We start from the raw sequence: 14,507 nt of genomic DNA on the forward strand, positions 1-14,507 counted from the left end.
GTTACGTCGGGAACGCGTGAACACGAGCCAAGCAATCCACTCGCCGGACAATTTGTCTGGCTTCGCCTAATTCTATCTCACCACCCTCGGAGTCACTCCATGCTTCAAGATCGTTTGTCGGAACTAATCCAGGCTTGCTTCACAGGCATCTGGGTCGAAAGTCATGAGCATGAAGATGCTCTGGCCGAAATCGGTACACTGTGCCAGCAGGAAGCCTGGCGATTAAATATCTGGGATCTGGAGCAGGGACTGCGCATCCCCGGCCAGGAGAGCCCTGCGGGAAGTGCAGCTAGTGCCGTTGATCCCCTCGCAGCCATCCGTTCGGCCAGCACGCTGGCCGCTGCCGGCAGCACCGGGATTCTGGTGCTCGTAAATTTCCATCGCTTCCTGCAGTCGGCGGAGATTGTGCAGGCTCTGAGTCGGCAGCTCATCGACGGCAAGCAATCGCGCACGTTCATTATTGTTTTGTCGCCCGTGGTTCAGGTGCCCACCGAACTCGACAAATTGTTCGTAGTGGTCGAGCATCCCCTCCCGTCACGCCCCCAATTGGCTGAGATTGCCGCCGGAGTTGCCACTGAAGCGGGTGAACTGCCAACCGGCACTGAATACCAGCGTTTACTGGATTCTGCGGCTGGCCTGACTCGCTATCAAGCCGAAAGTGCCTTCAGCCTCTCGCTGGTGCGGCACGGCAAGTTGCAGGTGGAAACCCTTTGGGAGCTTAAAGCTCAGACACTCAAGAAGAGCGGGCTGATGACGCTCCACCGCGGCCACGAGCGATTTGACGACCTCGGAGGGCTGGATGCGGTCAAAGCCTTCTGCCAGCGATCCTTGCGGCCCCAGGCCAACCGTAACTCCGCTGTGCAGGCCCGGGGAATCTTGCTCCTGTCCCCGCCTGGCTGTGGCAAGAGTGCGCTCTGCAAAGCGCTGGGCAACGAAGTGGGACGACCTACGTTGCAACTTGATGTAGGCAGCTTGCTGGGTTCGCTGGTGGGCCAATCGGAAGCAAACATCCGGCAAGCGCTGCGGATCATCGACGCGATGGCGCCAGCCATAGTCTACCTAGATGAATGTGACAAAGCGTTCAGTGGTGTCTCGGGAAGCGGTGATAGCGGTGTGTCGGCCCGGCTGTTCGGGTCATTCTTGAGCTGGTTAGTGCGCCGTTTCACGGCGTAATGGATCTCCGAGAAACTCGGAGTGGGTTGGATGCAAGTTTACCCACGGGTCACCAGACCCACCTCGGACCGAAAGGAAAGGGGGAAAGTAGCATGTCTGGAAAGCGATTGCTGCCTCGAAGCCGTTTAGGGCAGGCATCGCGAGACCCGGGCGATACGGTGAAACCTGGATTGGTTGAACCTCAGAGTCCACGCTGTAATGATCAGCAGGCCGGATACAACGGTTGTATTTCCGGTTGCCTCTCGCATACCACAAAGTTAAGCCAGTTGTGGCAACGCATCCGCGAGGGGACGGGTTGCAATGAGCAACCGCAAGGACTTGAACGAGGCACCTACCTCGCCCTGAATGTCCATTACGTTGGAAGACGGGATCGCCTAAGGGACGCGAGTCCTACGGCGACGGAGACCCCATAGTAGTCCGAGATAGGGAAAGCCTGTCACATGGCGAAGGGGGTCAGGTGTTTGATTCCAAATCATTTGGAGGTATGCGAAATGCAAGAAGCCGACATTTTAATTGGAATCTATCGTGAACGAGGAACTCAAGGGATGCCCCTTGAGCGCGTCTATCGACAGTTGTTTAACCCTGAACTCTACCTCCGAAGTTACGGCAAGATATACAGTAACAGCGGAGCACTGACGAAGGGGGCCACTGGTGAAACTGCAGACGGAATGTCCCTGGAGCGAATCCATGCGATCATTGATGCTTTAAGGCATGAACGATACGAATGGACGCCGGTGCGGCGGATCAACATTCCCAAGAAAGCGGGTGGTACTCGTCCCTTGGGATTGCCGACGTGGTCCGACAAGCTCTTGCAGGACGTAGTTCGCTCTCTTCTGGAGGCGTACTACGAACCGCAGTTTCGGGATTCATCCCATGGGTTTCGGGCTCAGCGGGGCTGCCATACGGCGCTCTTCCGAGTCAAACAGTGGAAGGCATGCCGTTGGTTCATTGAAGGCGACATCTCCAAATGCTTCGACAAAATAGACCATTCGGTCTTGTTGAAGATCTTGGGTGAACGCATTCAGGACAACCGCCTGCTGCGACTCGTCGCGAACATGCTGAAGGCCGGGTACTTGGAGGACTGGAAGTGGAATCGCACGCTCAGTGGTACGCCACAAGGCGGTGTGATCAGCCCACTTCTTTCCAACATCTACCTGGATCAGCTCGATCGCTACGTCGAAGACGTGCTGATTCCGCAGTACACGCGAGGGAAAATACGTGCCAGAAATAGTGACTACCGTCACTATGAATACCTGTCACGTGTGGCCAGGAAAGCTGGAGATCGGGAAGGTTGGCGAGCGGCACGACAAGCCATGCGCTTGTTGCCGTGCGGTGACCAGAGCGATCCGGAATTTCGGCGGCTAACCTACGTGCGTTATGCGGATGATTTTCTGTTGGGATTCATTGGACCGAAAGTTGAGGCCGACGAGATCAAAGCGAAGATCGCCTGCTTCCTGCAAGGACAACTTCAATTGGAGTTGTCACAAGCAAAGACGTTGGTGACGCACGCTAAGACCGAATCAGCCCGCTTTCTTGGTCACGAGATCAAGGTTAGTCATTGCGCCACGAAGGTTGCTGGATCACAGCGAACCAGAAGTGTGAATGGCAAGATTGCCTTACTCGTGCCCGCCGATGTTCAGCGGGCGAAAGTCCAGCGGTTTATGAAGGCTGGAAAGGTCATCCATCGTCCCGAACTGTTAAGCGATGACGATCTCTCGATCATCTCGCTTTATCAATCGGAATGGCGAGGGTTGGTCAATTACTACCTCATGGCCCACAATGTCTCGAAAAGGCTTTCCAAAGTCCGTCGAGCCATGGAGATTTCGCTCTGCAAAACGTTGGCGGCCAAGCATCAGATGACGCTTTCTCAGGTGTTCCGAAAATACCGGAGTGAAGCGATCACCGTGCATGGTCCTCTAAAAACCATCGGAGCTATTCAACCTCGGCCCGATAAGCGGCCGTTGGTAGCTGTCTTCGGTGGGATTCCTCTGCGGAAACAAGATCGTCCCTTCGGTCTTTCCGATTCGGCAACATCTCCTTCTTGGAACCGACGGTCTGAACTCGTCAAACGGTTGGTCGCGGATCACTGCGAACTGTGCGGAAGTACGAACCAAGTGGAGGTTCACCACATTCGCAAGCTCTCCGATCTCAACCAACCTGGTCGACGAGTGAAGGCACCGTGGAAAGAAGTGATGATTGCTCGCAGACGAAAGACACTAGTAGTCTGTCGTGCTTGCCATCTGCAAATTGACAATGGCCAGTACGACCGATCCTCGATTCATTGAAAGATAACACTGGAGAGCCGGATGCGATGAAAGTCGCAAGTCCGGTTCGGAGGGGGGCAGTTGGAAAAGTGCCCAACCGGGACGGTTGGGGAACTCGCTGGCTGCCTACCCTACAACGACCACGAGTCGGACGTCTTCGTGGTCGCAACGGCCAACGATATCTCGAAGCTACCACCCGAATTCTCCCGAGCGGAGCGCTTTGACGGTGTGTTCTTTCTGGACCTGCCGGAACTCCGCCAGCGGCAAGCCATTTGGCAGATCTACCTTGCCAAGTACCGACTCGATCCCAGTCAGTCACTCCCGCCGGATGACGATTGGACCGGCGCAGAAATCAAAGCCTGTTGCCGGTTGGCCGCTCTACTCGATGTGCCACTCGTGGCTGCTGCGCAGAACATCGTGCCGGTTGCCCGTACTTCAGCAGAGTCGGTTGAGAAGCTGCGCACCTGGGCCAGCGGTCGCTGCCTGAGTGCTGACCGGCCGGGAATCTATCAACCGGCAGCCAAGCAAGCCAGTTCACGTCGGCGTGTTGCTCGCGGCAGCTCAGATTCATCGCAGAATTAAGCCTTTGAAGTCAGACAACGACGCACAAGGGTTCAATGGGAACAGTGAATCAATGCCGGAAATACTTGAACCTTTAGCAGCGTAGCTCTGCTAACGAACCCACTTCAACCTTTCAGGAGACCTCCATGACCACATTGCTAGATCGCCCAACGGCGAACCAACATTCAACCGCAGCCGAGCGATTGCGCACGACAATGGCCGCCGTCCGGATCGCCTTTACCTGGCTAGGCGTCCGCAAGACGCTGAGCCCCGAACAGAAGTCACAAGCGGCGGACACGTTTGGGGCTGAACGCGAATACCTGTCGGCCGGCAAGAAAGTAATCGACACCTCGCATCCCGCGTTCAAGGCTGTCACCAGCGTTCGCAGTCGCATCATTTCGTACTGGAAGGGGATCAGCCTCCCGTACCCCGAGGCCGGTATCCGGCTCATTCGCCAGGAAGACATCGCATCGTTCACCTCTCAGCTCGAAGTCTGCAAGGTAGAACTGGAAGGCGCCGTGGCGAAGCTCGACGAGTGTTATGGCGAGCTGAGGCAGGCTGCCCGCGAGCGGCTGGGGTCGCTCTACAATTCGGGCGACTATCCAGCCACACTGCAAGGCTGGTTCGATGTGGCCTGGGACTTCCCTAGCGTGGAACCGCCCGAGTACCTGCGGCAGCTCAGCCCGCAGCTTTATCAGCAAGAGGCCTCTCGGATTGCGGCACGTTTTGATGAAGCGGTGCAGCTGGCCGAGCAGGCCTTTACGGAAGAGCTCTCGAAGCTGGTTTCGCACCTCACCGAGCGGCTCAGCGGCGCCGACGATGGCAAGCCTAAGGTCTTCCGCGATTCGGTCATCGAGAACCTGCGCGAATTCTTTGACCGGTTCCGGCACCTGAACATTCGCTCGGATGAACAACTGGATGACCTCGTGGTTCAGGCCCAGCGGGTGTTGCGAGGCGTAGAACCGCAGCAACTCCGCGACAACCAGGCCCTCCGGCAGCAAGTGGCATCGCAGCTCTCAGGCGTGCAGTCCGTACTCGACGGCCTGCTGGTCGACCGTCCCCGCCGTAACATCCTCCGCCGGGGGAAGTGAGGTTCAAACCGATGGAACTTGTCATCGAACCCACGGGCCTGACTCGCTGTATCTACGGCGAGGCGATTGACCTGGCGCTGCTCGGCCAATTGACCATTCGGAGAGGTTCGCATGTTGAACCGAACTCGCAGGGCCATTGGCTCTGCGATCTCTCGCCAGTCTCTGGTCCGACGCTCGGGCCCTTTGAGTCGCGCAGTGAAGCACTGTTGGCCGAAGTTGCCTGGCTCTCGGAGCATTGGCTCGCGCCAGCCGGCTGAGGCTGGCATTCTGTCTTGATCTGACTTCTCGTTCGTCCATTTGTCGGGCTCGCTTTGCGCGCATGCGGAGGGCGAGCCTTTTTTTGTTTGTCTTAATCCCAGGAGCTGTCCCATGACCCAAGCTGAACTGAATCAAGCCGTGGCTGACGCTACCGGTGAATCGTTACGCACGATCCGCCGCCGTGGCTTCAGCGTCGTCACACCGCTGCAAGTCTTTGACCCCGACCAGAACGATGACTATTCGCTCCCCAGCATTGTCGACTGGGACGTGCTCGAACGGCAGCAACGTTGCCGTGCGGCGTAATGCCTTTCGTCGCATTCAACAACTGGCGGCAGCCTGGCTGCCGCCCCCTGGTTTGCCCCTTCTTTCATTCGGAGTTATACGCCTTGATTCAAATTACTTGTCTGCTTGCCAAGCAGCTTCGTTCGATCATCAAGAGAACCTTTCGCCACCAAAGCTCGCAGGCCGTGTTAACGCTTCGCTCGGGTGACGATGGCCTGTTCATCGAGTTTCAAGGAAACAATCAGGCTCTGCAGTATCACGATCTTCGGCCCCAGGACCGCGAACAGCTGATCGTTCCGTTCAACCTGCTCACGGACGTGCAGGGGGCGAAAGCGGAACCCGTGTATATCAATACCCGTCGGCCTGGGGTGCTGAGTGCCAGCTGGCATGACAAGGGTGAGCTGCGCGATTTGGAATACGATGCCCCAGAGCCGGCTGCGGACGCGAAGTCGTTTCCGACACTGCCAACGACATTCACTGAAAACCCCTCGTCCTTGGTCACAGCCCTCCGCGCGGCATACGAGACCACCGATCTGGAGAGCAAGCGGTATGCTCTGGGCTGTGTCCAAGTTCGGGGCCAGGAAGGGGTGATCGCTGCCACCGATGGCCGGCAGCTGCTGAAGCAAGCTGGCTTCTCGTTCGGTTTCGAAGCCGAGATCTTGCTGCAGCCCACCCAGTTCTTTGCGCGCAAAAGACCTCCCCACTGATCAGGCGGTTCGAGCTGGCAAGTGCGATGACAAATTGTTCGCCTTCCAGATTGGACCGTGGACGCTTTGGCTCGGGATCGAGCTGGCAGGCCGCTTTCCGGATATCGACCGTATCATTCCCACCTCGTACAGCAAATCGACCCTGCAGCTGGCTCCCGCCGATGCCAGGTTCCTGGTCGACAATTTGCCCAGGCTTCCAAGCGGTGACACGAATCGCGAACTGACGCTCGATCTCAACGGGAGCGTGATTCTGCGGGCCTCATCGCCCAGCTCGCCGCGGCCTACTGAGCTGGTCCTGCGCAATTCAAGCAAGCAGGGAGTTGACGTTCGCATTTGCACTGACCGGAAGTTCCTGGCACGGGCTGCCGAGCAGGGCTTTGCCGAAATCTCCCTGCCAGACAATTTGTCACCGGCAGTAGCCCGGGACGCGACGCGCATTTACCTGTGGATGCTGCTCGACCCGAAGGAGGCGATCCAACCGACGCCAGACTGCCTCCGCATCGAATCGCCACTCAAATTCAGCTCTGGCGGTTCCTCACCACGACCAACCCAGAAGGCCAGAGTAATGCCCCTGACTCGAATTGCGACCAGAACCTGAACATCCGCATGGGCAATCGCCGCTTTACCCGCCTGACGAACGCGTTCAGCAAGAAGGCTGAAATGCTGGCTTACAGCATCGCCATCACATTCATGTACCATAATTTCGTGCGGGTTCACCAAACCCTGAAAACTACGCCAGCAATCGCCGCTGGGGTTGCTAAAATCAAATGGACGATTCAAGACATTGTGAATCTGCTGCCTGTCCAAGAATCGAAGAAGCGCGGCCCGCACAAGAAGCAGGCGAAGGAATAGAAGTGTGGAGCACGTAGACCTCACTCCAGATCAAGTCATTGGTCGAACGCTAATTGAGATTCGCCAAGTCTGTGAATCCAATGTGAACGGAATGGACTGGGCGACAATCTACTTCGTGCTTGACTCGAAACTGTCTTTCACGCTGCCAGGCGAATGGGGAGCTGGCCTGTGCCTCGATTTCGTACCAGATGAAGCTGTTCCGCTGAGCGGTGCGGATGTAATCCACGGTACGCGTATTTTGGCGTTACTGCGGCCAAAGGAAGGTGCCACTATTCCTAACGAATCTCTGTGCCTGTTATTCGAAAATGGGTACATCGCTTGTGATATTATGGGCGACTACCACGGCACTGGCTCGCCGGGTTTGTATCTCTTTCCGCCCGGCGAAGTCGATTTGGGACAACTTGAGCCAGTCTGGGGTGATATTTCAAACTGACCCACTACCCGCCGGCGCGTCGATAGTCACCAAAATGAGTGGCATCACCAATTTGCTGGTGCCTCTTACCGAGTATGACCTGTGGGAAGGAGCCCCCTTATGCGCACCGCACAAGTTCGAGTCTGGTTGATTGCCACGCTGCTGGCGAGCCTGTCGGTCGCCAGCGGGCAAGAGCCGATCGTTTATCAGGATGGAGACGCCTGTGCTGAATATGCGGCCGAGGATTGCTCTTGTTGCAAGGCGGCCCTGCTCGGCTTCATTCAGCCTACCGATCCCGCTTGGGCCGGCTTCATCAGCCCGATGACGAATCCTGTTTTCTTTGAAGATCCGCGGACGCTCACCGAAGCCCGCTTCATCTTCATCGATCATCAGGTTCCTTCGTTGGCGGGCGGCGCCATTCCCTCCAGCCGGTTGCAGGTTCTGGCCGTGCAGCTGCGTGCGGCGCTGACCCATGATCTCTCGCTGATCGCCACCAAGGATGGGTTCATCTTTCCGTCGGCCGGCGCACCGCTGGACGACGGCTGGGCCGATGTTTCGCTGGGACTCAAATACAATCTATGGAAGGATTGTTGCTGCCAGCGGATCCTGAGCGTGGGAGCGACTTACGAACTGCCAGTGGGAAGCACGCAGGCCCTGCAAGGAAACGGCGACGGCGAGTTCAATCTGTTCGCTTCGTACGGGGCACTGTTCGGCGACAGCAACCATTTCCTCACGACCCTCGGCCTGCGCCTGCCGACCGATCGCTCGGAGGAAAACCAGGTCTTCTACTGGTCTGCCCACGTCGACCGCCAGTTCTGCGGCACCTGCTGGTACGGGTTCCTGGAAGGGACCTGGTACCATTGGCTCAGTAATGGCGACAATGCGGCCTTCAACGGCATCCAAGGTGGAGACTTATTCAACTTCGGCTCGACCGGAGTCGCCGGCACGGACATCGTGACGGGGGCTGTGGGCCTCAAGTACAAGCCGTCCCTCCTCAACGAGATTGGCGTCGCCTACGAGGTGCCCCTCACCGATGAGCGAGGCGTCCTGCAACACCGGTTCACTGCCGATTACATTCTGCGATATTGATCCGAACGTGAATCGCCGAAGAGACGTATCTTCTTCCATTTACAACGAGCGCAGAGGTTGCTTTCAATTGTTCTTGGTTAGATTGGAGACCCGTACCATTCCTCTCAAACAACTGAACTGGCCTGAGAATAACCTCTCACGCTATGCTGCGAAAATAGCATTTTCAGACGGCCTCTAAGAGAAAAATGACATTACTTTTAAGCACTCCAACTACGGAGCAATGACTGTTAAGGTGAGAACTTTCGTCGGGCTCCAGCTGCCAAGTTGGTCCTTCGCGCGGGCCAGGTATCTCACAGTGCCGATGGGCAATCCCACAGTCGAAGAAACTAACTTCCAATTGCCCAGCGCAGTGCTGGTAGCGTTGCCGAGGAAAACATCAGTCTCAGAATCGATCACATTATTACCGTTGAGGTCGAGATACATTTCAACAGCAACTACTGAGCCATCCGTGTCGGCTACAGTATTCGCTGTGAGCGTCACGTTAGCCCCTTGCACGACAGACGTTGGTGAAGCCGTCAAGCTGCCAATTGTAGGCTTGCTGTTGACCCAGAGACTCTGGCTGACAATCGGGCTGTAGGCACTATTATTGTCTTTAGCCCGGGCGATAACCTGCACTGTGCCCAGCGGAAAGGCGGAAGTTGAGAGAACCTTGAACCAGCCATCTGCGGCCGTTGTGTCGGAACCCAGTGACACGTCGCCGGCATCGATAACGCCGTTGCTGTTGGCATCGCGATAAAACTCCACGGCGGTAACGGTTCCCGGTGCGGCATCGCTCACTCCGCTGGCCGTGATCGTCAAACTGTCACCCTTATGGAGCAGATTCGACGAGACACTAATCGAGGCCAGCGCGGGCGGCAGATTGACCAGTCCCGTTGTGTATCGAGTAGCGCTCCAGGCGTTATTGTTGTCGCGGGCTCGCGACAAGTACTTTACCGAGCCTACCGGGAAAGATACCGTTGAACCGGTCCATTTCCAGCCGTCGGTAACACTGTCGTCCGATCCCAGAAACTCATCCGTGGGATCGATTACGTTGTCATTGTCCAAGTCACGGTAAAACTCGACCAGCACAACGTAGCCATCCGTGTCGGCTACAGTATTCGCTGTGAGCGTCACGTTAGCCCCTTGCACGACAGACGTTGGTGAAGCCGTCAAGCTGCCAATTGTAGGCTTGCTGTTGACCCAGAGACTCTGGCTGACAATCGGGCTGTAGGCACTATTATTGTCTTTAGCCCGGGCGATAACCTGCACTGTGCCCAGCGGAAAGGCGGAAGTTGAGAGAACCTTGAACCAGCCATCTGCGGCCGTTGTGTCGGAACCCAGTGACACGTCGCCGGCATCGATAACGCCGTTGCTGTTGGCATCGCGATAAAACTCCACGGCGGTAACGGTTCCCGGTGCGGCATCGCTCACTCCGCTGGCCGTGATCGTCAAACTGTCACCCTTATGGAGCAGATTCGACGAGACACTAATCGAGGCCAGCGCGGGCGGCAGATTGACCAGTCCCGTTGTGTATCGAGTAGCGCTCCAGGCGTTATTGTTGTCGCGGGCTCGCGACAAGTACTTTACCGAGCCTACCGGGAAAGATACCGTTGAACCGGTCCATTTCCAGCCGTCGGTAACACTGTCGTCCGATCCCAGAAACTCATCCGTGGGATCGATTACGTTGTCATTGTCCAAGTCACGGTAAAACTCGACCAGCACAACGTTGCCATCCGTGTCGGCTACAGTATTCGCTGTCAAGGTCATTGTCCCGCCAAGAATTACTGGGTCCGGGCTGTCGGACAACGACGCGATGGATGGGAGGGCATTCTTGATAGTGCTCGTTTTGGTTGCCGGGTTGCCCCAGATGGCCGGCAAACTTTGAGCGCGGGCAAAATAGCGATTGACGCCAACGTCGAACCCTGCGGTTGAGCCTGTCCAGACCCACCCATCTGCTCCACTGGCATCTATACCCAGTAGTTGGTCCGTGCCGAGTTCCAACGATCCGTTGGCATTCAAATCACGGTAGAACTCTACGGCCGTAACGCCGTAACCTCCGGAGGCGCTCACCCCATTCGCGGTCAACGTGATTGCGGCTGGGCGGGTCACGATTGTCGGGCTGGCAGAGAGTGATCCCACCACCGGAACGATTTGCGGCTGAACTGTCCCGGTGGCTGTGGCCGCCGGACTCCACAATTCGCCATCCCAGGCCCTTGCCAGATAACGGTGATCACCTAAGTAGAAGCTTGCGGTGGAACCGGACCACGACCAGCCGTCGCTGCTGATCGTATCCCCACCGAGGAACAGGTCGCCCTCGCCAACCGCCCCGTCACCATTGATGTCTCTATAAAACTCCAGGGCGAGCACTTCATCGACGCCATCAGGATCTGACACACCATGTACCGTCAATGTCAACTGCAATCCTTGAGTTACGAGGTCGGGACTGTCGGTCAATAGCGCAATGATGGGCGCGTCATTGACTGCCGTGACAGCGATCGTTCCTGCTGCCAAGTTGCTTTGAGCAGCCACCGTCGTACCGTTCTGACTGGACTCCGCATGAAAGGCACCGACCGCGTTGATGTTCATGGACGGTAGGAACCTAACGCCCGCCTGACCTTCAGCAACAGTGATGAACGTGCCGTTGGCAATCACCGTCACACCGTCACTCTTGTACAGCGTTCCGCCCGTAATGCCGGTGATCTTGAAGTGTGTTACCTCCATACCATCGGCCGCGTGCCGATTGATAACGATCGCGCCGGAGAGTTTGTCTTCTAGCGTGCTGAGGCTTGTGATTTGCGGCGTGTCGCCGACCGGCGTTACCGACACCATGGCGATGGTCGGGCTCGTTCCGGCAGCTAAAGTCGAACCGTCCTGCGACAGTTCGACGGTGAAACGACCAGCATCGTTGCTGTTGGCAGACGGCAAGAATCTCACGCCGGATTGACCTTCGGCAACCGAGATAAGCTCGCCATTGTTTATGGCCGTTATACCGTCACTCTTATACAAACTGCCGCTCGTGATATCGCTAATCTTGTAGTGCGTGATCCCCTGTCCAATGGCAGGGCTAATCGTGACCGGCGGCGAGAGGGTATCTTCCTCAGTCGAGACATTAGCAACCAATGCCGCCGCTCGATTTCCAAAATTCTGACCAATGACTGGCTGTCCACCCGTGATAATCGCATCATGAAGTCCGCTGGCTGGTGATGTCCGCGCAAAACCAGGCTGCATGACTTCTCGCACATGATGGGTACCATTTCCAACGCCCAAAAAAACGTAGTTGCCGTTGGTATCCGTGACCACAGTGGGGTCCGTGTTGCCGTAGGCAATTTGCAGCGACCAACTCTGCAATGTACCCGTGTTCCCGCCGACAGCGTCGTCGAGCCGCAAGGTCCAAGTCCCATTCGGGTCTCGGCCTTCTAATTGCCTCAAATCGAAAAATGGTCGGAATGAGCCCGTGAAGGGCGCCGTTGCGGACGAGATGTAAGTCGCCGCCTCGTCGTCGAACGTCGTTTTCGTATAGTTGGCCCCACTTCCTCCCAGGTAATTGGCCAAGATAATCGGCGTGTTACCAGGTGAGATCAATGTGATATAGAGCTCGCCGTCACGTGGGTGTGTAATATCTACCGACACATTGATGTCAGTGATAACACCAGACAGCCCCGAAACGGTTTGGGTGGACAATGTCTTGGGACCATCGGGGATCGTTTTCGGGGTGTCGGTCGAATTGAAAGTCAGGGTCGTCGCGACGTCGGCAATGCCATTGTTATTCTTGTCGAGGTACACTGCCCAGTTGGCCAAGCCGGGTTCGTTGCCACTTTGGGTACCACTGGCATCATCGTCTCGGAAGACGGTGCCGCTGATCGAACCCGGCACATCAAAGGCCTCTGCCACCGTTGTAGCTGAGGCACTGCCACCGTCACTGGCACTGAAGCCCATGCCGCGACGTGCGAAGGCGGCCCAAATCTCAGTCTGATTCTGGCCGCCGGTCAGCGCCAAATCAGCAGCCAGGATGGCGTCTCTCCCCGCCAGGAACGACGGATTCGTTCCTTGTACTTTCAGCCCGTCCATGACCAGTTGTAATGCCAGGTTGTTCCCTGCATTGCCGTGCAGCAGATCTGCACTGAAGCCATGCTTCTGAATGAGCTGCCAGTTCATATCCCACAGCGTCGCCGCCCATATCGCTCCTGCATAGTGTGATTGGACTGCACTGTAGGAGTTATAGGAATTATAGGTCAACGGGTTGATCGTCATATCAAAGCTGTAGGGATATGGGCGAATCCCAGGACCGTTGCTGGGATAGCCAGCGGCATAGTTGCCGATCGGGTAAGCGTCGAATTTGGCGTCAGTGGCAACCTGCGTAAACATCAGTGCCCACCAATCGCCCCAACCTTCACCCATCGCGCGGCTCTGCTTGGCATTAAGCGCAGACACGTTGGCCGGACCGCCGGTCAAACGCTCAGAGATCCCATGTCCGTATTCGTGAACGAGGATATCGGTATCAAACGCGGAATCGCGAAATGGGTTGCTCCGGCGGTGCAGCGTCATCCGCGGGCTCTGCCCATCAGGAAGTGCCGCAAAGCCGTCACCGCCGCCGTCGCCGTCCTGGATATCGACGATCACTGGATCATTGCCGAGGCCCCCTCGACCATAGTTGTTGACCTGGAAGTTTCCCGCCGCCTCCGTAAACCCATACTGGTAATGAATGTCGTGCAGGAGGTTGATCCAGTAGAAAGCATTCGTGATCGCCGCCGACTGGTAGTTCGCTGGATCTTGACTGGCTTCGAAGGGGAAATTGAAGCCTAGGCTCGCTCCCCCAGACGGACGAGATCCCCCCGTGTTGTCCGCATTCAAGTCTTCTTGGGCCAAGACATTGTTGCCGCGAGTGTCGGTGAATTCGGAGCCTGCAGCGCCATTCGTGTCGTGCCAGCCAAACGGGGAGGCAAGGGTGTCGTGCGGGTCCGTCAGGACCGACCGGCTACCGTCGTAAGGCGATTGGACGGGCCTGGAATAAACGTTGTAGGTTGCGTGCCCGATTCGATCATCCGTGTAAAGAGACTCACCCGTTTCGGCATCGACAAATGCGTCAAACCAGCTCGTATAGTCACGGCTATGCACGTCGAGTCGCCAAGCGAGTTCCAGGCCCTTGGCCGTTGGCACGTAAACAAGCTTAGCTGCCACGTCATCGAGCATCTGGTCTTTAACCGACAGCGTGACCGCCGCGGCGGAGACATCCGAAGTCACCGAAGTCACTTGCGGTACAGTCAGCGAGCTGAGGCCAAAATCGTCGTTCCACGCCAGGAAAGCTTGCGGAGCACTGATCACGAATCGCGGACGAAGGTCTTCAACTACACGAACATCGCCGACGAAACTGCTTGTCGCATGAATGACTTCGCCGCGGTCAGAAACATGAATGCTTAGGTCCGCGCTCATGACCTCCAATCCGTTGAATATCTGTTGGAGGTAAATATGCGTTACGCCTGAGTGCTCGTCCGTGTACTGGTCTGAAACGAGGGAGCTTTCCAGGTCTGCTGCGTTCAAGCCGAGGTCCGCCGCATGTTCCTTCAGAAAGTCGACCGCGATTTGCAGTGGAGCGCCTTGCTTCGGTCCCGACAGAAATGTCGCATCGCCGCCAAGCCGATGTTGTGGCGGCAGATAGAAAGTATCGAGCGATTCGTCGCCGCCATGCAGCATCATCCGTGGCTCAAGCTTCTCGGCGAGCAGCCGTCGCCGTTTTACAGCATGACTGCGGCGGATTCGATTTGCACTGCGATTGGCCATGGTCGCACTCCAGGATGCGAAGCAGTTTCAGGAATCAGCAATCCGCAAGAGCACGGTTTGC

Annotated in this window: 11 protein-coding genes and 1 pseudogene; 11 read left to right on the forward strand and 1 reads right to left on the reverse strand. The window is 56.8% G+C overall.

Translation table 11 applies throughout. The features are described 5' to 3' along the window. Nucleotides 1-99 precede the first annotated feature (99 nt). From ETAA8_RS31135 to ETAA8_RS31185, 11 genes and pseudogenes are all read left to right on the forward strand, one after another. Entirely contained in the window at nt 100-1,173 is a 1,074-nt protein-coding gene (locus ETAA8_RS31135; RefSeq protein ID WP_145098331.1) for an AAA family ATPase, read from the forward strand. 545 nt (nt 1,174-1,718) lie between these two features. Then, nucleotides 1,719-3,458 (forward strand): reverse transcriptase/maturase family protein, encoded by a 1,740-nt coding sequence (locus ETAA8_RS31140; RefSeq protein ID WP_202921377.1) that lies wholly within the window; start codon nt 1,719-1,721, stop codon nt 3,456-3,458. A gap of 60 nt (nt 3,459-3,518) precedes the next feature. After that, nucleotides 3,519-4,019, forward strand: a complete 501-nt coding sequence (locus tag ETAA8_RS31145; RefSeq protein WP_202921378.1) for a hypothetical protein — start codon at nt 3,519-3,521, stop codon at nt 4,017-4,019. Nucleotides 4,020-4,144: 125 nt separating this feature from the next. After that, the gene (locus ETAA8_RS31150; RefSeq protein ID WP_145098334.1) at nt 4,145-5,089 is read left to right on the forward strand and encodes a hypothetical protein; all 945 of its coding nucleotides are present in this window, start codon (nt 4,145-4,147) and stop codon (nt 5,087-5,089) included. Nucleotides 5,090-5,100: 11 nt separating this feature from the next. Further along, nucleotides 5,101-5,346, forward strand: coding sequence for a hypothetical protein (locus tag ETAA8_RS31155; RefSeq protein ID WP_145098337.1), 246 nt, complete (start codon nt 5,101-5,103; stop codon nt 5,344-5,346). A 112-nt stretch (nt 5,347-5,458) separates the two neighbouring features. Beyond that, nucleotides 5,459-5,650 (forward strand): hypothetical protein, encoded by a 192-nt coding sequence (locus ETAA8_RS31160; protein ID WP_145098340.1) that lies wholly within the window; start codon nt 5,459-5,461, stop codon nt 5,648-5,650. An 83-nt stretch (nt 5,651-5,733) separates the two neighbouring features. Beyond that, nucleotides 5,734-6,336 carry a hypothetical protein gene (locus ETAA8_RS31165; protein ID WP_145098343.1) on the forward strand — a complete coding sequence of 201 codons (603 nt, stop codon included), beginning with the start codon at nt 5,734-5,736 and terminating at the stop codon, nt 6,334-6,336. A 34-nt stretch (nt 6,337-6,370) separates the two neighbouring features. Further along, nucleotides 6,371-6,934, forward strand: a complete 564-nt coding sequence (locus tag ETAA8_RS31170; RefSeq protein ID WP_145098346.1) for a beta clamp domain-containing protein — start codon at nt 6,371-6,373, stop codon at nt 6,932-6,934. After that, nucleotides 6,928-7,134: pseudogene (locus ETAA8_RS31175) on the forward strand (IS1 family transposase); the annotation flags it as partial. The gene ETAA8_RS31170 and the pseudogene ETAA8_RS31175, both read left to right, overlap by 7 nt. A gap of 58 nt (nt 7,135-7,192) precedes the next feature. Beyond that, nucleotides 7,193-7,621, forward strand: coding sequence for a hypothetical protein (locus ETAA8_RS31180; RefSeq protein ID WP_145098352.1), 429 nt, complete (start codon nt 7,193-7,195; stop codon nt 7,619-7,621). 99 nt (nt 7,622-7,720) lie between these two features. After that, nucleotides 7,721-8,689 carry a hypothetical protein gene (locus tag ETAA8_RS31185; RefSeq protein ID WP_202921379.1) on the forward strand — a complete coding sequence of 323 codons (969 nt, stop codon included), beginning with the start codon at nt 7,721-7,723 and terminating at the stop codon, nt 8,687-8,689. A 210-nt stretch (nt 8,690-8,899) separates the two neighbouring features. Here ETAA8_RS31185 and ETAA8_RS31190 read toward each other — a convergent pair whose 3' ends face one another. Then, nucleotides 8,900-14,446 (reverse strand): M36 family metallopeptidase, encoded by a 5,547-nt coding sequence (locus ETAA8_RS31190; RefSeq protein WP_145098355.1) that lies wholly within the window; start codon nt 14,444-14,446, stop codon nt 8,900-8,902. Nucleotides 14,447-14,507: the final 61 nt, after the last annotated feature.

This window comes from Anatilimnocola aggregata (assembly GCF_007747655.1).
Lineage (GTDB): Bacteria > Planctomycetota > Planctomycetia > Pirellulales > Pirellulaceae > Anatilimnocola > Anatilimnocola aggregata.